The sequence below is a fragment of the Nonomuraea sp. NPDC050404 genome (assembly GCF_040655495.1).
In the GTDB taxonomy this organism is placed as follows: Bacteria; Actinomycetota; Actinomycetes; order Streptosporangiales; family Streptosporangiaceae; genus Nonomuraea.
This window is the reverse complement of record NZ_JBFAKB010000035.1, coordinates 94,886-118,442: the sequence shown is the minus strand read 5'-3', so window position 1 is coordinate 118,442 and position 23,557 is coordinate 94,886. Positions and strand designations below refer to the sequence as shown.

Annotated in this window: 22 protein-coding genes; 12 read left to right on the top strand and 10 right to left on the bottom strand. The window is 71.3% G+C overall.

The window, feature by feature from the left end; translation table 11 throughout:
- Positions 1-166: 166 nt before the first annotated feature.
- Together AB0I81_RS54805 and AB0I81_RS54800 are read right to left on the bottom strand one after the other, a co-directional pair.
- The gene (locus AB0I81_RS54805) at positions 167-415 is read right to left on the bottom strand and encodes a type B 50S ribosomal protein L31 (RefSeq protein ID WP_360676650.1); all 249 of its coding nucleotides are present in this window, start codon (positions 413-415) and stop codon (positions 167-169) included.
- Between the two features lie 28 nt (positions 416-443).
- Positions 444-1,211 (bottom strand): SDR family oxidoreductase, encoded by a 768-nt coding sequence (locus AB0I81_RS54800; RefSeq protein WP_360676647.1) that lies wholly within the window; start codon positions 1,209-1,211, stop codon positions 444-446.
- 104 nt (positions 1,212-1,315) lie between these two features.
- Between AB0I81_RS54800 and AB0I81_RS54795 the strand changes: the two genes are divergently transcribed.
- Both AB0I81_RS54795 and recQ read left to right on the top strand, forming a co-directional pair.
- Positions 1,316-2,506 carry an MFS transporter gene (locus AB0I81_RS54795; protein WP_360676644.1) on the top strand — a complete coding sequence of 397 codons (1,191 nt, stop codon included), beginning with the start codon at positions 1,316-1,318 and terminating at the stop codon, positions 2,504-2,506.
- 203 nt (positions 2,507-2,709) lie between these two features.
- Positions 2,710-4,536, top strand: a complete 1,827-nt coding sequence (recQ, locus tag AB0I81_RS54790; RefSeq protein ID WP_360676642.1) for a DNA helicase RecQ — start codon at positions 2,710-2,712, stop codon at positions 4,534-4,536.
- A 434-nt stretch (positions 4,537-4,970) separates the two neighbouring features.
- On the opposite strand, the gene AB0I81_RS54785 is transcribed toward recQ, so the two are convergent.
- Positions 4,971-5,432 (bottom strand): ester cyclase, encoded by a 462-nt coding sequence (locus tag AB0I81_RS54785; protein WP_360676639.1) that lies wholly within the window; start codon positions 5,430-5,432, stop codon positions 4,971-4,973.
- 80 nt (positions 5,433-5,512) lie between these two features.
- Between AB0I81_RS54785 and AB0I81_RS54780 the strand changes: the two genes are divergently transcribed.
- Positions 5,513-5,995, top strand: a complete 483-nt coding sequence (locus tag AB0I81_RS54780) for a MarR family transcriptional regulator (RefSeq protein ID WP_360676636.1) — start codon at positions 5,513-5,515, stop codon at positions 5,993-5,995.
- A 591-nt stretch (positions 5,996-6,586) separates the two neighbouring features.
- On the opposite strand, the gene AB0I81_RS54775 is transcribed toward AB0I81_RS54780, so the two are convergent.
- Positions 6,587-7,600 carry a hypothetical protein gene (locus tag AB0I81_RS54775; protein WP_360676633.1) on the bottom strand — a complete coding sequence of 338 codons (1,014 nt, stop codon included), beginning with the start codon at positions 7,598-7,600 and terminating at the stop codon, positions 6,587-6,589.
- An 875-nt stretch (positions 7,601-8,475) separates the two neighbouring features.
- Here AB0I81_RS54775 and AB0I81_RS54770 point away from each other — a divergent pair.
- Together AB0I81_RS54770 and AB0I81_RS54765 are read left to right on the top strand one after the other, a co-directional pair.
- On the top strand, positions 8,476-10,155 hold the full coding sequence (locus AB0I81_RS54770) for a CocE/NonD family hydrolase (RefSeq protein WP_360676630.1): 1,680 nt from the start codon (positions 8,476-8,478) through the stop codon (positions 10,153-10,155).
- Between the two features lie 49 nt (positions 10,156-10,204).
- Positions 10,205-10,621, top strand: a complete 417-nt coding sequence (locus tag AB0I81_RS54765; RefSeq protein WP_360676627.1) for a thioesterase family protein — start codon at positions 10,205-10,207, stop codon at positions 10,619-10,621.
- Here the strand turns inward: AB0I81_RS54765 and AB0I81_RS54760 are convergent.
- Positions 10,611-11,426, bottom strand: a complete 816-nt coding sequence (locus AB0I81_RS54760) for a lysophospholipase (protein ID WP_360676624.1) — start codon at positions 11,424-11,426, stop codon at positions 10,611-10,613. The two genes, AB0I81_RS54765 and AB0I81_RS54760, sit on opposite strands and share 11 nt — an antisense overlap.
- A 138-nt stretch (positions 11,427-11,564) precedes the next feature.
- On the opposite strand from AB0I81_RS54760, the gene AB0I81_RS54755 reads away from it, so the two are divergent.
- Genes AB0I81_RS54755 through AB0I81_RS54740 form a run of 4 tightly spaced genes read left to right on the top strand, consistent with a single transcriptional unit; the run spans position 11,565 to position 14,230 of the window.
- On the top strand, positions 11,565-12,056 hold the full coding sequence (locus AB0I81_RS54755) for a methylated-DNA--[protein]-cysteine S-methyltransferase (RefSeq protein WP_360676621.1): 492 nt from the start codon (positions 11,565-11,567) through the stop codon (positions 12,054-12,056).
- Positions 12,053-12,754, top strand: a complete 702-nt coding sequence (locus AB0I81_RS54750) for a 2OG-Fe(II) oxygenase (RefSeq protein WP_360676618.1) — start codon at positions 12,053-12,055, stop codon at positions 12,752-12,754. Before AB0I81_RS54755 ends, AB0I81_RS54750 begins: the two co-directional genes overlap by 4 nt.
- Positions 12,755-12,767: 13 nt before the next feature.
- Positions 12,768-13,529, top strand: a complete 762-nt coding sequence (locus AB0I81_RS54745; protein WP_360676615.1) for a hypothetical protein — start codon at positions 12,768-12,770, stop codon at positions 13,527-13,529.
- Positions 13,530-13,543: 14 nt separating this feature from the next.
- On the top strand, positions 13,544-14,230 hold the full coding sequence (locus tag AB0I81_RS54740) for an alpha-ketoglutarate-dependent dioxygenase AlkB (RefSeq protein WP_360676612.1): 687 nt from the start codon (positions 13,544-13,546) through the stop codon (positions 14,228-14,230).
- A gap of 12 nt (positions 14,231-14,242) precedes the next feature.
- Here the strand turns inward: AB0I81_RS54740 and AB0I81_RS54735 are convergent, their stop codons facing one another.
- Entirely contained in the window at positions 14,243-14,923 is a 681-nt protein-coding gene (locus tag AB0I81_RS54735) for a helix-turn-helix domain-containing protein (RefSeq protein ID WP_360676610.1), read from the bottom strand.
- A 14-nt stretch (positions 14,924-14,937) separates the two neighbouring features.
- On the bottom strand, positions 14,938-16,152 hold the full coding sequence (locus tag AB0I81_RS54730) for an amidohydrolase family protein (RefSeq protein ID WP_360676607.1): 1,215 nt from the start codon (positions 16,150-16,152) through the stop codon (positions 14,938-14,940).
- A gap of 98 nt (positions 16,153-16,250) precedes the next feature.
- Between AB0I81_RS54730 and AB0I81_RS54725 the strand changes: the two genes are divergently transcribed.
- A complete protein-coding gene (locus AB0I81_RS54725) occupies positions 16,251-16,703 on the top strand; it encodes an SRPBCC domain-containing protein (protein ID WP_360676604.1) in 453 nt (150 codons plus the stop codon).
- Here the strand turns inward: AB0I81_RS54725 and AB0I81_RS54720 are convergent.
- A complete protein-coding gene (locus tag AB0I81_RS54720) occupies positions 16,687-19,842 on the bottom strand; it encodes a BTAD domain-containing putative transcriptional regulator (RefSeq protein WP_360676601.1) in 3,156 nt (1,051 codons plus the stop codon). The genes AB0I81_RS54725 and AB0I81_RS54720 overlap by 17 nt on opposite strands.
- Before the next feature lie 68 nt (positions 19,843-19,910).
- Positions 19,911-20,270, bottom strand: a complete 360-nt coding sequence (locus AB0I81_RS54715; RefSeq protein ID WP_360676598.1) for a nucleotide pyrophosphohydrolase — start codon at positions 20,268-20,270, stop codon at positions 19,911-19,913.
- Positions 20,271-20,334: 64 nt separating this feature from the next.
- Here AB0I81_RS54715 and AB0I81_RS54710 point away from each other — a divergent pair, with 64 nt between their 5' ends.
- Positions 20,335-21,840, top strand: coding sequence for a serine/threonine-protein kinase (locus AB0I81_RS54710; RefSeq protein ID WP_360676595.1), 1,506 nt, complete (start codon positions 20,335-20,337; stop codon positions 21,838-21,840).
- Here AB0I81_RS54710 and AB0I81_RS54705 read toward each other — a convergent pair.
- Positions 21,828-22,673: a helix-turn-helix transcriptional regulator gene (locus tag AB0I81_RS54705; protein WP_360676592.1), complete on the bottom strand. Its 846-nt coding sequence runs from the start codon at positions 22,671-22,673 to the stop codon at positions 21,828-21,830. The two genes, AB0I81_RS54710 and AB0I81_RS54705, sit on opposite strands and share 13 nt — an antisense overlap.
- Before the next feature lie 86 nt (positions 22,674-22,759).
- Between AB0I81_RS54705 and AB0I81_RS54700 the strand changes: the two genes are divergently transcribed.
- Complete coding sequence (locus tag AB0I81_RS54700; protein WP_360676589.1) at positions 22,760-23,542, top strand: SDR family oxidoreductase; 783 nt, start codon at positions 22,760-22,762, stop codon at positions 23,540-23,542.
- Positions 23,543-23,557: the final 15 nt, after the last annotated feature.

Genomic DNA, 23,557 nt, shown 5'->3' with positions numbered 1-23,557 from the left:
ACCGTACGTGCATGCCAGGGAGGTGCTGCGGATCCAGGGGCACTTCGGCGCGATGGAGCGGCACGCGGCGACCCTGCTGACCGCCGAGATGGACGCGCTGGCCGACACCATGGGCCTCTGACCAGGGGTGTCGTCCCTGTCGCGCAAACAGGGACGACGGATCAGCTCAACGGGCCTTGCCGTACCTCTGGTTGAAGCGCTCGACGCGGCCGGCGGTGTCGAGGACGCGGCCCCGGCCCGTGTAGAAGGGGTGGCTGGCCGAGGAGACGTCCACGTCGATGACGGGGTAGGTCCTGCCGTCCTCCCACTCGACCGTCTTGTCGCTGGTGACGGTCGAACGGGTGAGGAAGGCGAAGCCGACACTCGGGTCGCGGAAGACGACCGGGCGGTAGTCGGGGTGCAGGTTCTTCTTCATGCCCCCTGCAACCAAGTGACAACGGTTTTCATTCCTCCCCCTCCGGATCCAGTCCGAGCACGGTACGACCGCCGTCCACCGGGATCGTCGCGCCGTTGACGAAGGCGGCGTCGGGCGACAGGAGGTGCGCCACGACGGAGGCCACCTCCGCGGGCGTGGCGACGCGGCCCAGGGGATGCAGCCTGGCCAGCTCGGCCTCCGCCTCCCCCGCCTCCTGCGAGGTCAGCCCGGCCAGGAAGTCCTCGTACCGCGCCGTGGCCACCGTGCCGGGAGCCACGGCGTTGACCCGGATGCCGCGCCTGCCGTACTCCACCGCCAGCGCCCTGGTCAGCCCCTCGGTCGCGGCCTTCGCGGTCGAGTAGGGCAGGCTGCCGGGCACGGGCCTGGCGGCCTGGTGCGAGGTGATGTTCACGATGGCGCCCGGAGTGCCCGCCGCGAGGAAGTGGCGTACGGCGGTGGCGCAGCCCACCACGGTCAGGTCCAGATTGGCCGCGATCAGCGCTCTGACCTCGGAGATCGGGGACGAGTGCACGGAGGCGTCACGGAAGACGGCGGCGCTGTTCACCCAGCCCGCCAGCGTGCCCCACTCCTGCGCCAGGTCGGCCGCCCAGGCCGCGACCTCCTCGTCGGCCGCGTCGCCGAACACCGGCACGATCCTCGCCCCGGCCCAGGTCAGGGCATCCTTGTCGCGTTCGACGACCGCCACGACGTTGTCGCCCTCGTCGCTGAGCAGCCGTTCGACCACGGCCCTTCCGATGCCGCGCCCGCCGCCTGTGACCACATACGAATTGCTCATGATCCGACGCTATGCGTTATTAGCAGCGTTTCGTCATGGCCATTCGTGAGTGAAGTGACTTTTATCACCGTATTTATGGAAGAGGAACGGGAATTAATCATCGCGTGATCGCCCCATCACCGCCGAAGACGCCCGCACGGATGATCGGCGCACTCGCGATCACTCAGACCGCCGGCTACGGCATTCTCTATTACGCGTTCGCCGTTTTCCTCCCGCCCATGTCGCGCGACCTGAACGCCGGGGTCCCCCAGCTCACCGGGGCGATCACGCTGTCCGTGCTCGTGTCCGGGCTGGCGGCGCCGCTCATCGGCCGCTGGCTGGACAGGCACGGCGGGCGCGCGCTGATGACGGCCGGCTCCGCGCTGGGCGCGCTGGCGGTGCTGGCCTGGTCGCAGGTGCGGACCGTCGTACAGCTCTACCTCGTGTGCGGGGTGCTGGGCGTGGCGTCGGCGATGGTGCTGTACGAGGCGGCGTTCGCGGTGATCGTGGCCTGGTTCGACGCTGCAAGGCGGGCGCGGGCGCTGCTGGCGGTGACGGTGGTGGCGGGGTTCGCCTCCAGCATCTTCATGCCGCTGACGGCGTTCCTCGTTGAGTTGTACGGGTGGCGGCAGGCGCTGGTCATCCTGGCTCTCGGGTACGGGCTGACCGCCGTGCCCCTGCACCTGTTCACCGTGCGCGACAGGGCCGCCCCTCCCCATGTGGACCGGCGGGAGATCGTGGGCACGGCGCTGCGCGAGCGTCCGTTCTGGCTGCTGGCGGCGGCCTTCCTGTCGCAGACCGGGGCCGTGGCGGTGATGGGGGTGCTGCTGGTGACCTACCTCATCGCGCTCGGGCATCCGCCGGTGTTCGCGGCCGGCGTGGCGGGCCTGCTCGGCGTGCTCTCGGTGACCGGGCGACTGGTGACCACCGGCCTGCAGGCGCGCTGGCCGGTGGCGCTGATCACGGCGGTCATGTTCGGACTGCAGGGGCTGGCGGCCGTGCTGCTGCCGCTGGTCGGGCGGAGCCCGGTTGGGGCGGTCGTGGGGGTGGTGCTGTTCGGGCTGGGGTTCGGGGTGGCCACGATCGCGCGACCCGCCCTGCTCGCCGACCGATACGGTACGGCCGCGTACGCGTCGTTGAGCGGCGCGCTCGCCATGCCCATCATGATCGCCAAGGCCGTCGCACCGCTGCTCGCCGCCGGGGTCGCGCACTTCGCCGGGTATCCGGCGGTGATGGGGGCGGTGGCGGCGGCGTGCGTGCTGGGGGCCCTGTCCCTGATGATGTACGCCAGATCCCGCCCACCGGCCGAAGCCTGACAGCGTTTGACGGCGAGGCGCTTGACGGAGGGGGCGCTTGACGGTGGGCCGTTTTGACGGTGGCGGCGACTACCATCGCAATGGCCGGCCCTGCCCTACAAAGAGGACCGGAGAACCGGAAGACCGGAGAACCGGAGGACCGGCGGGCTCCGCCGACGGCGGAACTGACGATCCGTCTACCCACGAACACGTAAGGTAGCCGCATGGATACCCCCACCGAAGTCCTGCACCGCGTGTTCGGCTACGACTCGTTCCGGGCGGGCCAGCAAGAGATCATCGATCATGTCGTGTCCGGTGGCGACGCACTCGTCCTGATGCCCACCGGCGGCGGCAAATCGCTCTGCTACCAGATCCCAGCCCTGGTGCGAAAAGGCGTCGGAGTGGTCATCTCACCCCTCATCGCGCTGATGCAGGACCAGGTCGACGCGCTGCGGGCACTCGGCGTGCGGGCGGGGTTCCTCAACTCCACACAGGACTTCGACGAGCGGCAGCTCGTGGAGTCGGAGTTCCTGGCCGGCGAGCTCGACCTGCTCTACCTCGCCCCCGAGCGGCTGCGCCTGGAGGCCACCCAGCGACTGCTGTCAAAGGGCGACATCTCGGTGTTCGCCATCGACGAGGCCCACTGCGTGTCGCAGTGGGGCCACGACTTCCGCCCTGACTACCTGGAGCTGTCCAGGCTGCGCGAGTTGTGGCCCGAGGTGCCGCGCATCGCGCTGACCGCCACCGCCACCCCGGCCACGCACGCCGAGATCTCCTCCAGGCTGGGCCTGGAGCAGGCCCGCCACTTCAAGGCCAGCTTCGACCGGCCCAACATCCAATATCGCATCGCGGCGAAGTCGGAGCCCAAGCGGCAACTCCTGGAGTTCCTGCGCACCGAGCACCCCGACGACTCGGGCATCATCTACTGCCTGTCGCGCTCCTCGGTCGAGAAGATCGCCGAGTTTCTGGTGGACAACGGGATCGCGGCCGTGCCGTACCACGCGGGGCTCGACGCCCGTACCCGTGCCCTGCACCAGGCCCGCTTCCTGCGCGAGGAAGGCCTGATCGTGGTCGCCACGATCGCGTTCGGCATGGGCATCGACAAGCCGGACGTGCGCTTCGTGGCTCACCTCGACCTGCCCAAGTCGGTGGAGGGCTACTACCAGGAGACCGGCCGGGCCGGCCGCGACGGACTGCCCGCCACCGCCTGGATGGCCTACGGGCTTAACGACGTCGTGCAGCACCGCCGCATGGCGATGGAGGGCGACGACGCACACCGCCGCAGGCAGGTGCTGCACCTGGACGCGATGCTGGCGCTGTGCGAAACCGTGGGCTGCCGGCGGATGATGCTGCTCGACTACTTCGGGCAGAAGGACTCCCAGCCGTGCGGCAACTGCGACACCTGCCAGACGCCTCCGGAGTCCTGGGACGGCACCGTCCCCGCGCAGAAGGTGATGTCCACGGTGCTGCGCCTGGCCCGCGAACGACGCCAGAAGTTCGGCGTGGGCCAGGTGGTCGACATCCTGCTCGGCAAGAAGACCGCCAAGGTGCTGCAACACGGCCACGAGACGTTGAAGGTGTTCGGCGTGGGAACCGACCTCGGCAACGCGGAATGGCACGGCGTGGTGCGGCAACTGCTGGCCCAGGGCTTGCTGGCAGTCGAGTCCGACTACGGCGCACTGGTCCTGACGGACGCCAGCGCGGCGGTCCTACGAGGCCAACGCGAGGTCCCCCTACGCCGAGACACCCTCCGCCCCGCCCGCGCCAAGGTCGCCTCCGGCAACAAGTCCGCCGCCCAGGCCACCGTACAACTCTCACCAGAGGCCACCACCCTCTTCGAACGCCTGCGCGCCTGGCGCGGAGCCACAGCCAAGGAACAGGGCGTCCCCGCCTACGTCATCTTCCACGACGCGACCCTACGAGAGATCGCCACCCTGGCCCCGTCGTCACTGACGGAGTTGAGCAACGTGAACGGCGTCGGCGAAAACAAACTGGCCAAGTACGGCGAACAAGTCCTGCAAACCCTCAACGAGAGCGAGCCAACCCCCTAAGACCACCCATGAGAGGCCGCCCACCCCCCAACACGCCACCCACCGTCCCAGCCCCGCTCGCCCACCCTCGCCCCTCCCTCCCGTAGCCTCGCCCTTTCCTCACACACCCTCGCCCCTTCCTCGCACAGCCTTGCCCCTCCGTGGCTGCTCGCGACAGACATCCGTACGGCTCATCCCATCGCCACCTCATTCCATCGCCACAAAGAAGGCGAACAACGCGGCCCCACGTCAGAGGGCCCGCCTTCGCTACCTCCGGTCCGGAACGAGAACTGGCACTACCACCCCTGACACCACCGACCGACCTCGTGCCGACCCGTTCCGGAACTCCCGCGCAGCGCCGCTCCGGGACTCTGGCACAGCGCCGCTCCGGGAGTTCTGGCGCAGCGCCGTTCTTCCGGGACTCTGGCACAGCGCCGAACGGGAACTCCTCCCGCTCAGTGCCGAGCGGGGCCGTTGGGGCCGGAGACGGCGCCGAGCTGGGCCAGGCCGTCGAGAATGTCAGTGCAGGTCCAGTACTCGATGAATTTGCCGTCGCGGGCGCGCAGGATGTCGTGGCCGCTGAAGGAGATCTTCGTGCCGATGGGGGCGGTGGCGTGCGGGATCCCGCCGGGGTAGGTGGCACGCATGCTCCAGCGCGCGGCGATCAGGTCCCCTTCGATGATCGGGCCAAGGTCGACGCTGATCGTGATGTCGCTGAAGGCGGCCATCGTCTGCTCGATCTCGGGCAGCAGGCGATCCGGGCCGGTAACCGCCTCGGAGTCGCTGCCGTCCGGACGCGCCTGGTGGACGACAAAGCCGGGGTCGAGGATGTCTTGAGCGTGGCTGAAGTCGCCGCGCCACATCTGGCTCCAGCGATCGTAGAGGGCGCGCAGTTGCTCGGGGGCGTGCGTGGTCATGGGTTCTCCCAGGAGTTGTGCTAGAAAGAGCTCAGTATGTGCATCACACATTATTTGCGCGACACAAATATAAGTAGGGCATGGAGGCGATTCCACTGTCAAATCGGACGCGGGCCGAGCTGGTTGCGGCGGTCGCCACAGCAGCCCGGCGCCACCACGCCGCCTACACCCTGTTCAACCAGGCCATGGCAGAACGCCTCGGCCTGCACCCCACCGACCTGCAGTGTGTGAGCCTGCTCGGCCTGGAGCCCGGCCCGCACACCATCGGAGAGATCGCGAAGCTGACCGGGCTGACCGCCGGCGCGGCCACCCGCCTGGTGGACCGGCTGGAAAAGGCCGGCCTCGCCGAGCGCCGACCGGACGCCCACGACCGGCGCAAGATGCTCGTCTCCCTCACCTCCCAGCGCAGCCCGGAGGTGGATGCCGCCTGGGAGACTCCCGGCAGAGCATTCAACCAGGCCCTGGACGGCTTCGCCGACGACGAACTCGTCACCATCCAGCGATACCTGCAACGCACCACTGAGGTCGGCAATGAACAGACCGCCCGTCTGCGCCAGAGCTGAACCGCAGGCGAACGCATGACCTTGAACGACGTAGGCGAATGGGGGGCGCGAACGCACGTAAGCGCATGGCGGGTCGGACGCATGGCGGGTCGGACGCATGGCGGGTCGGACGCATGGCGGGTCGGACGCATGGCGGGTCGGACGCATGGCGGGTCGGACGCATAGCCATGAGCGGCGTGGTCATCGGCGAGTGGTGCGCGTCGCGTGACGCTCACCACGAGTGAGTGGTCAGCAGATCGAGGAACAGATCTCAGGCCCGGTGGTGCCGAGCGGCGCTGTGGTGGTACTGGGTGCCGTGGTGGTGGCGACGGCCGCACGAAGAACGGTCGTCGCCACCACGTTGATCGGCCTGTCCGCGGCATTCGAGTGCGCCGCCTCGCGGACCCGGCCGGAAGGGTTCCGTCCCCCTGGCACGGTGTGGTCTGCGTAGTTGTGCCGGCCGCGTGGCCGGTCGCTCCGTTACCGATCTTCTCACCGTATCGGGCATGACGTCGTGGGTTCGTCAAGAGCGGTGTGGGGATATGAGGGCTGGCTTTGCCGTACAAGGTGATCGTACGGCGTGTGGGTGGTGGATGCCGAGAGGGTGGCTGCTCAAATGTGTGCGAACCAGTCAGGGCGGCGGCCCAGATAGGCGAGGAGATGGTCCTGCGCGGGTGCGCCTGCGGGCACGATCACCGGTGCTGCGAACCTGGCGGGACGGTCCTCGCGCGTGACGAACAGGAGGGCGAGGTCGAACAGTTCCTCTGCCAGGAGTGGGGGGATGGGATGGCGCTCGCCGCAGGATCTGGCCACGTCCCAGGCGTGGACGACGATCTCGATAGCGCCGACCGCGGCCACCATCGGGCGGGTCAGGTGGCGGTCGGTCATGGGGGCGTGGTCAGCATGGGTGAGCAAGGCGGTCCACCGCCCGAGCACTTCCAAGGCGCTGTCCCGGAGGGGGAGAGCGGGGTTGCAGCCTCGGGAGGGGTGCTGAGAAGAGCCGCAGTTCGTGGCGGAGTGCTGAACGAAGTTGCCGTCCGGGAAGGGATTCTGAGCACCAGAGGTACGGTTCCGAGAGTGGCTCTGAGCAGGGTCGCCGTCCCGGGAGCGGCCTTGGGCAGGGTGGCCGTCCCGAGAGCGGCTCTGAGCAGGGTCGCCGTCCCGAGAGCAGGCTTGGGCAGGGGTGCGGTCCCCGGTGGGGTCGTGGGCGGGGTTGATGTGCCAGAGGTCTTGAGCGGGGTTGAGCTCGTGGGAAGGGGCCTGAGCAGGGTTGCGGAATTGGGAGGAGGGTTGCGTGGGTGGCTGGGGCGGTCGGGTTTGGGGGGTGGGGATGTGGTTGGTGGTGGCTGCTTCGTTCAGGGTTTGGAGGGAGTCGTTCATGTGTTCCAGCAGGCGCAGGAGGTTCCAGTCCGCGCAGGGGGTGGCGCGGCAGAGTGCGGCCGGGGTGACGATGCGCAGGCTGCCGAGGGCGTAGTCGATCGACCGCTCCAGCAGTGCCACAGCCGCCACCAGCGCCGTATCCGGGCCTGCCACCGGCTCGGAGTTCTCGCCGCCCAGTCCTGTCGTCAACCTCTCGCCCCGGCCCACCACCGACTCCAAACCCCTGCCGTCTCCACCCGCTGACACCGCCCCATCCTGAGCCGCCCGAGCGGGCCCATTCCGGAACTCCCCATCCCAAGCCTCCCGAGCGGGCCCGCCCCGGGACTCCCCATCCCAAGCCTCCCGAGCGGGCCCGCCCCGGAGCTCCCCATCCCGAGCCGCCCGTGCAGTCTCATCCCGAGGCGCCCGAGCAATCCCACCCTGGGCCACCGGATCCCAAGCCGCCCGATACTGAGCCATCGGATCCCGAGCCACACGGCCCCTAACCGCCCGATCCCGGACCACCCCATCCTGGGCCACCGAATCCCAAACCGCCCGATCCTGAGCCGCATGGCCCCGAACCGCCCGATCCCGAACCGCCCCATCCCGAGCCACCCGATCCCGAACCGCCCGATCCAGGACCGTCCCGTCCCGGACCTCCCGGTCCTGAACGGCCCTAGCCCGGACCGTCCCGAGCCCAGGGAGCTGGCCTTGTCCTAGTCCTTCAGGCCAGTTCACCACCGGCTCCGGAGAACCTGCGCCCACAGCCAACGCTCCGTACCGATCCGCCATCGGCTTCAAACCCACATCACCCCCGTCCGCTAACACCGCCCCGGCCCGAGCCGTTGCAAGCGCCGGGCCGTGATCGTGGGTCGGCGTCCGGGTCTGGTTTGCCACCTGCTCCTGGTTCCCCTCCAGCGGGTTCGGGTGCTCAGGCGTCGGCGCCTGATCCCGTTCCTGGCTTGTGGGTGCCGGTGGTGGTTTCTGGTCGTCCATGGCGCCTCCTCAAGGATGCAGACCCAGGGGGAGGTGAGAAATCATCGGCTTGGCCGGGCGTGCTCGGGGAGGTGTCCGGGTATGGGCAAGTTTGTCCGGAAGCGGGGGTCGTACGCTTGGGCGGAGCGAAAGGATCTGCGATGGGCATGCTCAGCAGACTGTTCGATCGATACCTCGGCCTGCCCGAGGCCACGACTCCCGACATCGAGATCACCCACGACCTGCGCGTCACAATGCCCGACGGAGTCGTGCTGCTGGCGGACCGTTACCGGCCGCGCGGGTCGGAGCCGCTGCCCGTGGTGCTGATGCGCACGCCGTACGGAAAGCAGCGGCTTGACGTCAAGGGCACCGCGCGCGTGCTGGCCAGGCGGGGCATGCAGGTCGTCGTGCAGAACGCCAGGGGTACGTTCGGCTCCGGCGGGCAGTTCTCCGCCTTCCACCAGGAGAAGGAGGACGGCCTGGCCACGGCCGCCTGGTTGCGGGGGCAACCGTGGTGTGACGGGAGGCTGGCGATGGCGGGGGCGAGCTACCTCGGGTTCACGCAGTGGGCGGTCGGCCCTTATCTGGACCCGCCGCTGGAGGCGATGTGCCTGGGGGTGACCGCCAGCGAGTTCAGGACCACGTTCTATCCCGGCGATGTGTTCGCCCTGCACAACTCGCTGACCTGGTCGGCCTTCCTCGGTACGCAGGAGTCGGCGCGGCTGGGCGGCCTGCTGCCCGACCCGCGGCAGGCAAGCCGGGTGCGGCGCGCGATGGCGCACGTTCCTGTCGGCACCTCCGACGTGGCCGCGATCGGCAAGCAGGTGCCGTTCCTGCGGGAGGCGTCCGCGCACACCTCGGCGGCCGACGCCTACTGGTCTGACGTCGACAACAGCGCAGCCGCCGTGAAGATGACGACGCCGACCAGCATGGTCACCGGCTGGTGGGATCTGCTGCTGCCCGCCCAACTGCGCGACTACGCCGCGTTGCGGGAGGCCGGGCGGCGCAGCAGGATCGTGATCGGCCCCTGGGGGCACGACTTCGGCGCGATGCGGGCGCTCCTGGCCGAGGAGGTGTCGTGGTTGTCGGCGCACCTGCTCGGCGACTCCGCGCAGCTCCAGCGCTCCCCCGTACGGCTCTACCTGCAGCGGGCCAACCGTTGGCTGGACTTCGAGAAGTGGCCGCCCGCGCAGTCCGCGCCGACCCGGCTGCACCTGCTGCCGTATCAGCGGCTCGGCTGGGACGCGCCCGGCGAGCCCGGAGCCAATCCGTCCGCGTACGCCGCCGACGTCTTCACCTACGATCCCGCGCGGCCCACGCGCTCGCGGGGCGGGCCGCTCCTGGACTCCAGGGAGGCGGGGCAGCGCGACAATCGCGACATCGAGGCCCGCCCCGACGTGCTCGTCTACACCGGGTCGCCGCTCCCCCGCCATCTCGACCTGATCGGGCCGGTCTCGGCCACCGTGTACGTGCGGACCGACACCGGGCACGGCGACCTGTTCGTACGGCTGTGCGACGTCGATCCCGCCGGCGTGTCGCGCAACGTCACCGACGGCATCCTGCGCCTGCCCGAGACCAGCGAGGGGGATGTGGTCAGGGCGGAGGTCGAGTTGCATCCGACGGGGTACCGGTTCATGCGCGGGCACCGGCTCCGGGTGCAGGTGGCGGGCGGGGCCTTTCCCCGGTTCGCGCGCAATCACGGCACCGGGGAGCCGGTGGGGCGGGCCGTGCGGACCCGGTCCACGCGGTTCGAGATCTTCCATGATGCGGAACATCCGTCGTCGCTCACGCTGCCGGTCTTCGGAAGGGAGGGCGGGAACGATCGTGGAGATGTTCCCGGCTCTTAGGACGGCCCGGTGCGCCGGACTCCGCTCGGGCTGACGCCCCGGATCCGCATTGCTAAGCTACGAGATCGACCCGCAACTGCACCTCAACGGCGGCTACTACATCCAGTACGCCGACCATGCGCGCTACGCGTGCGTCCAGGCGGCGGGCATCTCCGTGGAGGAGCTGGTCGGCGGCGGCATCGGTCCCGTCAACCTGGAGACCGTGATCAAGTATCACCGGGAGCTGCGCGGCGGCGACCAGGTCGAGGTCACTTGCGCGTGGGAGTGGGGCGATGGCAAGACCTACCGCGTACACCACCTGCTGCGCCGCCTCGACGGCACGGTGGCCGCCGAGGTCAGCCACGTGAGCGGGCTGCTCGATCTCAGGACCCGCCGCCTGGTCGCGCGTCCCGACCGTGAATGGCGGTCCCGGGCGCGACAGCCCGAGCTGCTGGGGCTGCCCGAGGGCGAGGCCGCTACTTCCTGACGGCGAGTGCGCGGTCGATGAAGGACGTGACGTCGTCCAGGACCTCGTCCTTGTTGGTCTCGTTGAAGACCTCGTGCCTGGCCCCCGGGTAGATCCGTTCGGTCAGGTCGCCGCCCCTGACGGCCTCGATGCCGCCCCTGCTGCCCGGCAGCGGTACGAGCTGGTCGTCGTCCCCGTGCACCCACAGCGTGGGCAGCGCGCCGAACGTGCCGCCCTTGGCGATCGTGTCCAGCGCCGTCGCGAACGCCTCCAGCGTCGGCCGCTTGAACGCCCCGTGCCACACCAGCGGATCGTCGGCGTACGCGGCGCCCACGGACGGGTCGCGGGAGAGCGTGTCCGGGTCGATCGGCACCTCCGGCGGCTCCTCGAAGGCCAGCAACTGGGGCACGACCGCCCATTCACCGATCACGGGTCCGGACAGGACGAGCGCGGCCAGTTCCGAGCCGTACCGCTGGGCGTAGCGGGCCGCGATCATGCCGCCCATCGAGTGGCCGATCAGCACCACCGGTACGCCCGGGTGCCCGGCCGCGGCCTGCTCAGCCATGGTGTGCACGTCGGTGACGACGTCCTCGAAGTCCGTCACGAGCACCCTGTCGCCCTCCGACCTGCCGTGGCCCATGTGGTCGAGGCCGTGCACGGCGGCGCCGTGGCCGACGAGCCGGTCGGCCACGTACTCGTAGCGGCCGATGTGCTCGCCGTACCCGTGGACCAGGAGGGCGAGGTAACGGGGCAGGTCGCGGGGCCATTCGCGGACCGTGTTGCGGCCCTTGACGCCGGTGAAGGTGTGCTCGCGTGAATCCGCCATGTCCGGCTCACTCCTTGCTCATGGGTTGCGGTGAGCGTACGACGTCCATTCTTGATCGTCTCGGGCCGGGCGCAAAAGAGGGTGCCGCGATGTCCGAAAACCGCCGACCTGAACGGGGGCCGCGGTGTTGAAGAGAGTATGGATATCTACACGACGATCGACAGCCCGGTGGGTGAGATCCTGCTCGCCGGGGACGGCACTGCGCTGACGCGCGTCTCGTTCGACGTGGCTTCGGTACGGGCGGGGCAGCGGCGCGAGCCGCTCGCGTTCGCCGAGGCGGAGCGCCAGCTCGGCGAGTACTTCGCGGGCGAGCGCACCGACTTCGACCTGCCCCTGGCCACCCACGGCAGCGCGTTCCAGGAGCGGGTCTGGGCGGAGCTGGCCACGCTCCCGTACGGGACCACGACGAGCTACGGCGCGCTGGCCGCGCGCATCGGCGCGCCCGCCGAGCGGGTCCGCGCCGTCGGCGCCGCCATCGGCGCGAACCCGCTGCTCGTCGTCCTGCCCTGCCACCGCGTCGTCGCCGCCGACGGCGCGCTGACCGGGTACGCGGGCGGCCTCGAACGCAAGCGGGCCCTGCTCACGCTGGAAGGCGTGCTGCAGCCCCAGCTCTGGGACGTGATGTCATGAAGACCGCGACTATGGATCTGGACTGGCCGAAACTCACGGCCGAGCTCGACGCCTACGGGTGCGCGCTGACGCCGCCGGTGCTCACGCCGCAGGAGTGCAAGGAGATCTCCGCCCTGTACGACGAGGTCGACTTCTTCCGCTCCACCATCGACATGGAGCGCTACCGGTTCGGGGCCGGGCAGTACCGGTACTTCGACCACCCGCTCCCGCCCCTGGTGGAGAGGCTGCGGGCGGCGTTCTACCCCCGGCTGCTGCCGATCGCCCGCGATTGGGCGGACCGGCTGGGGCAACCCGCGCCGTGGCCGGACGACTTCGGCGACTGGCTGGACATGTGCCACAAGGCCGGACAGACCAGGCCGACGCCCATCCTGCTGCGATACCGGGAGAACGACTGGAACGCCCTGCACCGCGACCTGTACGGGGACCTGGTGTTCCCGCTACAGGTCGTGATCGGGCTCGACCGGCCGGGCGAGGACTACAGCGGGGGCGAGTTCCTGCTGGTGGAGCAGCGGCCGAGGGCGCAGTCGCGGGGCACGGTGACCCTGTTGCCGCAGGGGCACGGGCTGATCTTCACCACCCGCGACCGGCCCGTGCGGTCCTCGCGCGGCTGGTCGGCCTCGCCCGTGCGGCACGGCGTGAGCACCGTACGCTCCGGGCTGCGGCACACGCTCGGACTCGTGTTCCACGACGCGAAATGAGGTACCGGATCGCATGAGGTACATCCTCGTGGGCGCCGACGGGCGGCCGTACCCGAGCGCCGTGCCGGGCACGCTGGGCGGACACCGGCGGCAACGGTTGTACGGACGGCTCGACTGCCCCTCCGCGCTGCGTGCCATCGCGCGCGGCGGCTACGTCGGCGACCGGGTGTTCTTCCCTGACGCCCGGATCGCGGTGGCGGCGGGGTACCGGCCGTGCGCGGTGTGCCTGCCGGAGGACTACCGGCGCTGGCGGGCGACCGAACCGAGGCAGACCGAACCCAACGCCGAACCCAAGGCCGGACCGAGGCAGGCCGGGCCCAAGGCGGACGGCGCCCGGCCGGAGAGGGTCGCGGAGCTGGAGTTGGCGAAGGTGGTCGAGCTGGTGCGGGCGCAGGGTGCGCGTACCGTCGTCATCGGGCATGGCCGCGACTCCGGCCCGGCCGCCGACGCGTTCGCGCGGGCCTGGGGAGAGGCGGCCGTGCTGGCGACGGTCGACTGGCCCGAGACGGCGGCCTCATGGTTGCGGCAGGCCAGGCGGTTCGTCTCCGGCGAGCCCGACGCCTGGGTGGTGGCGGGCTCGCCGCGCGGCTGGGCCGGGATGAGTGAACGGCTGCGGCGCAGCACGGACTGGGACCCGGCCCGCACGTACGGCTTCGCCGCCACCGCCGGCGCGATCGCCCTGGCCCCGCCTGGGACGCTGGAGGGCATGCGGGGCGCCGACCGCGACGGCAACGCCTGGCGACTCGGACGTAACGTGATTTTTCGGGAAGAATAATGATTCCGCTGCCGATGAGGGAGATCGCGCCCGGCGCGGTCCACGTACCCGGCTGGCTGACGCTCGACGAGCAGCGTCACCTCGTCCGGGCCTGCCGCGAATGGGCGAAGGGCCCCGTGCCGATCCGGCACACGGTGCTGCCCCGTGGCGGCGTCATGTCGGTGCGTACGGTGTGCCTGGGCTGGCACTGGCAGCCGTACAAGTACACCCGGATCGCCCACGACGTGAACGGCCGCCAGGTGGCGGACTTCCCCGGCTGGCTGGCCGACCTCGGCCGCCGCGCGCTGACCGACGCCTACGGGCAGAGCACGCCCTACGACCCCGACGCCTACGGGCAGCGCACGCCCTACGACCCCGACGCCTACGGGGAGAGCACGCCGTACGACCCCGACACCGCGCTGATCAACTTCTACGACGGCGAGGCCAGGATGGGCATGCACCAGGACAAGGACGAGAGGTCCGACGCCCCGGTGGTGTCGCTGAGCGTCGGCGACGCCTGCCTGTTCCGGTTCGGCAACACCGAGACACGCGGCCGGCCGTACACCGACGTTCGGCTCGAATCGGGAGACCTGTTCGTGTTCGGCGGGCCGTCGCGCTTCGCCTACCACGGCGTGCCGAAGGTCTACCCGGGCACCGGCGACCCCGCCACCGGGCTGGCCTCCGGCCGGCTCAACCTCACGATGCGGGTCACCGGCCTGTGATGACGTGCCCGGTCACTGGTCCGCGATGACGTAGTCGAACTCGTCGTCGGAGAGCGTGCGCCGCAGCGTGCGCAGCACCTTGGCCGGGTCGTCGTTGTGCCCCTGCGTGTAGAAGGGCCTGCCGTCGCGGCCGAACGTGATCGCCGACCCGCCCTCCCACTTGCCCAGCAGGTCGGCGCCGGGCCCGAAGGCGTCGTCGGGCTCGAACCCGAGCGTGCGCGCGTAGTCGATCGAGCCCAGGACCAGGTGCCTGACCAGCTCGATCGGAACCTCCTGCCAGCCGGAGTACTCGCCGAAGAAGTACTCGCGGAACTGGCTGAGCTGGCGGTGGTCGATCACGTCGGGGCCGACGGCGCTCTTGACCCCCATGCAGTACGTGTCGGCCAGGTAGCCGCAGACCGAGAGCTTGTCCCAGCCGTGCCGCCGGGCGACCAGCACGGACACCATGCCGCCCTCGCCGGAGCCGGGCGCCTCGTCCACCCAGCCGCGCGCCGCGTCGATGCCCAGGCCCTCGCTCCAGCCGACGTTCATCCAGCAGCCGACGACCTCGGTCTCGCCGGTACCGGCCGTCTCGGTGGCGATGGCGCGGATCAGCGGCGCCACCGCCGACGGCGAGACCTTGAGTGCGCGGGCGATCTCCTTGGGAGACTTGCCCTGCAGGCGCAGCTCGCGTACCTGCTCTTTCAGAGTCATTGCGGCAGCCTAGCTCAACCGACGGACGGGATGACCGTGTCCACGCCCTCCTGCCCGACCGACCGCCCCGACACCAGCACGAGCGCGAGGTTGCGCAGGTCGGCGAGGCGTTCGAGTGGGTCGCCCGCGACCGCGATGAGGTCGGCCCGCTTGCCGGGGTCGAGGCTGCCGGCGACGTCGCCGACCCCGCAGGCGTCGGCGGCCAGCACGGTGGCCAGCTCGATGACCTCGGCGTTGCGGTAGCCGGTCATGGCGAAGACCTCCAGGCCCCCGACGTAACCGTCGGTGGCGTTGGGGATGTCGCCCACGGCGAAGCCCGCGTCGGTGCCCGCGATCTGGCGTACCCCCGCCTCGCGCATGGCGGAGATCGTGGCCAGCCAGGAGTCGAGCATCTCGTCCCCGTGCACCTTGCGCATGCGGTCGAGCACGCCGTGCGCGGTGGGGCAGACGTACGTGCCGCTGGCCGCGACCAGTTCGGCGAGCTTGGGGTCGTAGCGGTGGCCCGAGGGGGTGAAGAACGTACAGTGCTCGATGGTGGTGACGCCGGCCTCGACGCAGCTGCGGATGGACGCGTGCGCGTGGGCGTGCGCCGCGACGCCCTTGCCGCGCACGGCGGCCTCCTCGACGACCACGCGCAACTGCCCGGTGTCGTACTGCGGCGCCCAGCTCGGCGGCGCGGACGGTGTCATCAGGCCGCCGGAGGCCATCACCTTGAGACAGTCGGCGCCGGCCCGCAGGTTCTCCCTGGCCACCCGGCGGATGCCGGCCTCGTCGTCGGCCTCACCGCCCATGTACCAGCAGTGGCCGCCGGTGATGGTGATCGGCCTGGTGGCGGCCACGATGTGCGGGCCGACGGCCAGGCCCTCCTCGACGGCGTCGCGCAGCGCCAGGTCGAGGAAGCCCCGCGCGCCCAGGTCGCGGACGGTGGTGACGCCGGCGGAGACGAGCTTGCGGGCGTTCTCGGCCATGCGCAGCAGCAGGTGGTGGTCGCTCTCGGGGCTGCGCCCCGTCAGCGGATCGACCTGGGCGTCGAAGCCCAGGTGCACGTGCGCGTCGATCAGCCCCGGCAGCACGGTGTGGCCGGGCAGGTCGAGGATCTCGTCGGCCTCGCCCGCGCTGCCGCGCGGCCCGACAGAGACGATCTTCGATCCGTCGATGAGCACCTCACCGTCGGCGATCTCTTCTCCGGGACGACCGGTGAGCACCTTGGCGGCGCGAACGATCTTCATACGCCTCACTCTGCCACCGCCTAAAGCCCGCGAGAAGGGGATCGTAAGCCCGCCCGGTCATCGTAGGAACATCACAAGCCCTCAGGGAGGACAGGACGATGACCCAGACCGCCGAGTACGACCTCACCCGCCTCTTCGACGCCCCCCGCGAGCTGGTGTGGGCCTCCTGGACCGAGCCCGAGCGCTTCTCCCGCTGGTTCGGCCCCGACACGCTGGCCACGCCGGTCGGCCGGATCACGCTCGACACGCGTCCCGGCGGGGTGTGGCGCTGCACGTTCGTCGGCGAGGAGGGGTTCGAGGTGACGCTCGACGGCACGTACCGGGAGGTGACGGCGCCCGAGCGGCTGGTGTTCACCACGGGCGATCCCGACGACCCGGGCGACGGGCCCGCCTCCGTGGTCACGGTCGGCCTGGCCGACGTGGACGGCAAGACCGAACTACGCTTCCACCAGTACGGCGTCAACACCGACCAGGAGCACGCCGAGGGGGCCAAGGAGGGCTGGAACGAGTTCTTCGACCGCCTGGCCGCCTACGTCAGGTGCCCGGAGTGATCAGTTTCGCCGCATCGTCGAGCTTGTACCCGAACCCTTGCGCGTACGCCTTCTCGAACGCCTCCTCCCCGAGCGCGTCACGCGTGCGCGCGGTGACCCGCTCGATGTCCACCAGCTCCGCGACGCCGGGCGTGAGCTGGTGGATCTCCCTGGCGGCGGCCGCCAGCCCGAGCAGCACGGCGGACCTCTCGGTGAACCCCGAGGCGGCGGCCGCGCCCACGACGGCGCCGATCGCCGTCCTGGGGTCGCCGATCTTCAGGGCGGCGGCCAGCGCCTCGGCGTGCAGGTCCATGGCCACTGCCGGGTCGCCGCCCAGCTCCTTGACGAAGCCCAGCTCGATGAGGGTGTCGGGCAACTGCAGGGCGGGTTCGTCGTCGGGGTCGCGCGACAGCCCTTCGAGCAGGTGGTTCAGGTGCCGCTCTGCCAGGTCGGGCCGCCCGGCCCGGCGCGCGGCGTAGGCCAGCCCCATCTCGGCCATGGTCGAGCCCTTCATGTACCCCTGGTCGGTGGCTTGTTTCAGGGCCCGCTCGCTCAGCTCGACGGCGCTCTCGTACTCGCCGCTCTGCAGCGCGACCCAGCCCAGCCAGGCGGTGTGCGTGGCGGCCTCGGCCCACAACCCCAGGTCCTCGGCCATCCGCAGCCCCTGCCCGAACAGCCGGTTGGCCTCGGCGACGTCCTGCCTCATCTCGGCCAGCGACGCCAGCCACTCGGTGGCCCGCAGCAGCCCCCACCGGTCTCCCAGCTCGGTGAACAGCCGGGCGCTCTCCCCCGCGATCCGCTCGATCGCCTCGGTGTCGCGCATGGTGAAGGCGTCCATGGCCTGCGTGGTGAGCGCCGTGGCGATCCCCCACCGGTCGCCGACCTGCCTGAACGTCGCCAGCGCCCGCGCCGTCAGCTCCTGCCCCGTCGGCATGTCCACCGCGTGCAGCCCGGCGAACAGCTCGGCCCTGGCCCTCTCCCCCGGATCCCGCACCGCCGCCAGGACGGGCTCGTAGTCGGTGTGCTCGCCGAGCGCGAGTGCGAACCCGGCCTCCCAGGCCGCCGCCCTGGCCCGCGCGTCGTCGTCGTCCTGCCGCGGTACGGCCAGCGCCGCCGCCAGCGCCCGCCGGCCCTCCGCCAGCCGGCCGCGCAGGAACCAGTACCAGGCCAGCGCGTTCACCAGGCGGACCGCGCCGCCGGCGTCCCCCAGGTCCGCCGCGGTGTCCAGCGCCGCCCGCATGTTGGCGGCCTCGGCGTCCAGGCGCAGCAGCCAGTCACGCTGCTCGGCGCCGTAGAGGGCGGGCTCGGCCTCTACGGCCAGGGCCAGGTAGTGGCGCAGGTGCGCCTGACGTACCCGATCGAACTCGCCGGCGTCGGCCATCCGCGCCCGGCAGTACTCCGAGACCGACTCCAGCAGCCGGTACCTGACCCCGGCAGGAGCCTCCACGACCACCACCAGCGATCGATCGACCAGCCTGGCCAGCAGGTCCAGCACGTCGGCGTCCGCTTCGCCGTCCGTACAGACGGCCTCGGCGGCCTCCAGGGTGCAGCCGTCGGCGTGCACGGCCAGGCGGCGCAGGACGACGCGCTCCTCCTCCTGCAGCAGCTCCCAGCTCCAGTCGATCACCGCGGTGAGCGTCTGCTGGCGGGCGGGCGCGCCGCGCTGCCCGGAGGCCAGCAGCCTGAACCGGTCGTCCAGCCGGGACACCACGCCCTGCACGCCGAGCGCCCGCACCCGGGTCGCGGCCAGCTCCAGCGCCAGCGGGATGCCGTCGAGCCGCCGGCAGAGCTGCGCGACGGCCTGCGCGTTGCCCGCCTCCAGGCGGAACCCGCGGGCGGAGGCGGCGGCCCTGGTCACGAAGAGCCGCACGGCGTCGGAGCGCGCCATGACGGCCAGGTCGGCGCTGGCGGGCACGTCGAGCGGGGGCACGCTCCACAACACCTCGCCCGCCACGGCCAGCGGCTCCCGGCTCGTGGCCAGGATGCGCAGGCCGGGGCAGGCCCGCAGGAGCACCTCGGCCAGCTCGGCGACCTGTTCGACCACGTGCTCGCAGTTGTCCAGCACGAGCAGCGCGCGCCGGGGCTTGAGCACGGCGGCCAGCCGCCCGGCCAGATCTCCGGGAAGTGCCGGGCCGGCCTCCTCCCTGATGTCGAGTGCCGCCATGACGGCCTCGGCCGGGGAGCGGGACGCCTGGTCCAGCGCGACCAGCCAGACGCCGTCCGCGAACTCCGCCAGCAGCCGGTTCGCCACCTCCAGCGCCAGCCTGGTCTTGCCGACCCCGCCGCTGCCGGTGAGCGTCACCAGCCGTTCCTCCCCGGCCAGCCCGCACACCTCGGCCAGGGCCTCGTCCCGGCCGATCAGCTTGCTGACGGAGGCGGGCAGGTTCGTGGTGGGGCGGTCGGCGGGCACGCTCAGCGCCGGGTCCTGCCCGAGTATCGCCTGCTGCAACGTGACGAGTTCCGGCCCCGGGTCAAGGCCGAGTTCGTCGGCCAGCCGTTCGCGCAGCTCGCCGTAGCTGGCCAGCGCCTCGCTCTGGCGTCCTGCCCGGTACAGGGCCCGCATGTGCACGGCGCGCAGCCGTTCCCGCAGCGGGTGCCGGCTCACCAGGTCGCCCAGCTCGCCCACGAGCAGTCCGTGCTCGCCCAGTTCCAGGCGTGCCTCGGCGTGTTGTTCCAGCGCCGACAACCGCTGTTCCTCCAGGCGGTGCACGGCCGACCTGGTGTACTCCTCGTCGGCGAAGTCCGCGTACGCGGGCCCGCGCCATAACGCCAGCGCCTCGCCCAGCAGCCCCGCCCTGGTCCTGGGGCTGTCGGCGGCCTCGGCCCTGGCCAGCAGGTCCGCGAAGCGGGTGGCGTCCAGGGCCCCGTCGTCGGTGCGCAGCAGGTAGCCGGGGGCGCGGGAGACGACGAGGTTCTTGCCGCCGGCCTCGGCGTCCTCGAACGCCTTGCGCAGTTGGGAGACGCGCACCTGCAGCGCGCCCGCCGGGTTGGCCGGGGGTTCCTCGCCCCACAGGTCGTCCACCAGGCGGTCCACCGACACCGGATGCCCCTCGTGCACGAGCAGGTTCACGAGCAGCGCCCGGACCTTCAGACCGGGAACCGTGACGCTCTCCCCGGAGTCCGTCCAGACGGCCAGCGGGCCCAGCACCCCAAATCGCATGCTGGTCACCTTATGCGGTTATGTCCGGCGGAGCCTGCCTCATGTGGCCTTGCGCGGCGGAGCCTGCCTCATGCGGTCTTGTGCGGCGGAGCCTTCCTCGCGGATCCGCGATACAGGTCGGCGTCGTAGCGGCGGTCGTTGTCGTCGAGCTTGTCCCGCGCCGCGGCCAGCAGATCGACTCCCAGGACGTCGGCCAGCCGTACCAGGTAGAGGGTCACGTCGCCCAGCTCGGCACGCATCCTGGCCAGCGTCTCGGGGTCGGGTTTCGCGGATTGTTCGGCGGTCAGCCACTGGAACTCCGCCACCAGCTCCCCGACCTCGCCCGCCAGCGCCATCGCCAGATTCTTCGGCGTGTGGAACTGCTCCCACTCCCTGTCCCGCGCGAACTCGCGCAACCGCCCCGCGAGACCCTCCACATCCGTTGTCACGCCTCAGGACCTTACCGAGCCGCATCGGCACGCGCGCCGACCGCACACGTGTACGCTTCCGCGCGTGTCCGACATATCGGTGCCCGGTTACGAAATCAAGGGCGTACTCGGCCAGGGCGGCTTCGGCGTGGTCTACCTTGCCGTGCAGTCATCCGTCGGCCGCGAGGTCGCGCTCAAGGTCGACAACCGGGTGCTGCTGTCCGACCGCGACAAGCGGCGGTTCCTGCGCGAGGTGACGGCGGCCGGCGCGCTGTCCGGGCATCCGCACGTGGTGCCCGTCTACGACGCGGGCCTGCTGCCGGACGGGCGGCCGTACATGGTGCTGGAGTTGTGCCCCAACGGCTCGCTGAGCAGGCGGATCCTCTCCCCCGCCGAGGCCAGGGACGTGGGCGTGCGCATCGCCGACGCACTGGCCGCCGCGCACGCGCAGGGGGTGCTGCACCGCGACGTCAAGCCCGCCAACATCCTGATCAACCGGTACGGGCAGGTGGCGCTGTCCGACTTCGGCCTGGCCACCATGCCGGAGTCGGGGCCCGACGCGTCGGTCACGCGGGAGTCGCTCACCCCTTCCTACGCGCCGCCCGAGGCGTTCGAGCTGGCCGAGCCGTCGCCGGCGGGCGACGTGTACGCGCTGGCCGCCACCGTCTACGCGCTGCTGTCCGGCCGCCCGCCGCGATTCCCGGAGAGCGGCGTGCCGAACGTGGCGATGATCCTCGCCCTGCACCGCCTGCCCGTGCCGGACCTGCCCGGCGTGCCGCCCGAGCTGACCGCGGTGCTCCGGCATGCCCTGGCCAGCGACCCCCGGCAACGCATGCCCAGCGCGGCGGCCCTGCGCGACGCCCTGGCCGCCATCCCGATCTCCCCCTCCGCGCCCGCCATGGCGGCGCCGCCGCCTTTCGTGGCCCCCTCCGTCCCGTCCTTCCCGGGCCTCGCGTCCGAGCCGAGCACCGGACCGTCGTCAAGGGCGCACGGGGTCAACAGGATCCTGGTGGCGATCATCGCCGTGCTCTCCCTGGTGATCGTGGCGGGCGGAACGTACACCTACACCCAGGTCATCCAGCGGCCCCCGCAGACCACCACCAACACCACCCCGCAGGCCGCGCCGAGCAACGCCACCGGCACCCCGCCCGCCGAGAAGAAACCCAGCGTGTTCGCCGGGCTGGACACCTACACCGACGGTTGCCCGGCCGCGGGCAAGGACGCCGGGGCGGCGTGCCCGCGGAAGGCGGAGTGCTGGGGCGGCCTGGTGATCATCGTGGGTGACGTCAAGGCCCAGCCGCTGAGCTGCGGCAAGCGGCATTCGTTCGAGACGTTCGCGGTCGCCTCGATGCCGAAGGACAAGGAGACGTGGGTGCAGGGGGACCTCGCCCGGCACCGCTCGGTGCAGCGGGTGTGCAGCCGCGCGGTGCTGGCGTCCAGCAGGAACAAGGCCGGCGAGCGGATCGCCGCCGACAACTGGACGATCGCCGTCATGCCGCCCTCGCAGGCCCAGTTCGAGAACGGGGCACGCTACTACCGCTGCATCGCCAGGGCGACCAATCTGACGGCGAGCCAGTCCTACTTCCGGTGACCGCTCGCCTTGACGTACTCGGCCCCGAGGACGCTCAGCAGAGCCAGGGCCTCGGCGTCGGGCGATCCCGGCGGCGCGCTGTAGAGCACGAGGTGCTGGTCGCGGTCGGTGAGGGTGAGCGAGTCGCAATCGACGGTGATGTCCCCGACGACCGGGTGGCGGAAGGTCTTCTTGAGCGTCGGCGGGGCCTCCACGTCGTGCCGCGCCCAGAGCCGGGCGAACTCGGGGCTGCCGTCGCGCAACTCCTCCACGAGGCCGGTCACCTCGGGGTCGGACGGGTAGCGGGCCAGGGCGGATCGCAGCTCCATGACGACGTGCTGCCGGAACTCCGCGACGTCGGACACGCCGTACAGGGTGGGTTTGAGAAAAGCCCGGCGCGCGAGGTTACGGTCGCGCGGGGCGAGGTCGGCGAAATCCTCCATGAGCGCGGCCGTGAGGTCGTTCCACGCGAGCACCTCGAACGTGGCCGACACCACGAAACCGGCCGTCTGCGGCAGCCGTTCGAGTAGCGTGCGGATGCTCGGGCGCACGTCGCGCCGGTGCCGTCCGGTACGGCTCGGCGCCGTGCCCGCCAGGACGTGCAGGTGGCCGGACTCGGCCTCGGTGAGCCGCAGCGCGCCCGCGATCCCGGCCAGGACCTCGGCCGACGGGCGCGGCGCCCTGCCCTGTTCGAGCCGGACGTAGTACTCCGTGGAGATGTGCGCGAGTACCGCCACCTCCTCGCGGCGCAGACCCGGGGTCCGGCGTCGCGGGCCGGTGGGAAGGCCGGCGTCCTGCGGCCGAAGCCGCTCGCGACGGCTGCGGAGGAACGCCCCGAGCTCCTGTCTGTCCATACCCCCAGTCTGCACCCCGCGCCGCGACGCATCCTGGTACCGTCTGTGCCTGCATCCGGCCTGGTGACCGGCCTGACACTGGCGTCATGACGACCAACACCGACATCGCACCCATCGGCCTGCTCACCGGCAAGGTCGTGTTCATCACCGGCGCCAGCCGCGGCATCGGGGCGGCCGCGGCCCGGCTCTTCGCCGCCGAGGGCGCCGCCGTCGTGCTCGCCGCCCGCGGCGCCGACGCCCTCCGGCGGAACGTCGCCGAGATCCGCGCCGCCGGTGGCGTCGCGGACGCCGTGTCGGTGGACCTGGCCGACCGTGCGAGCATCCGCGCGGCGATCGACCGCGTCGAGGAACTGCACGGACGGCTGGACGGCGCGTTCAACAACGGCGCGGCGATCCAGCGGCCAGGACCGCTCGACGAGACGAGCGAGGAGGACGTCGAGGAGCAGTTCGCGGTGAACTTCCGTGGGCACTGGACCGCGATGACGGCCGAGGCCGCGCTCATGCGCCGGAGCGGTGGCGGGGCGATCGTCAACACCTCCAGCATCGGCAGCCGCCGCGCCAACCCGGCGCTGCCCGCGTACGGGGCGATGAAGCGCGCGCTCAACAGCATCACCGAGAGCGCCGCTGTGACCTGGGCGCGGCAGGGGATCCGGGTGAACGGCATCACCCCCGGCGGCACCGCCACGCAGATGATCGACACGTGGGAGTCGGCGTCCCCCGGCGTCGTCGAGCGCATCAGCGCGGCGACCCCGCTCGGCCGCATGGCCGAGCCCCGCGAGGTCGCCGAGGTGGCCGCATGGCTGCTCAGCGACCGGGCCTCGATGGTGACCGGCGCGATCGTGCCGGTGGACGGCGGCGCCGGCGCCTAGCCTTCGCCGATCGTC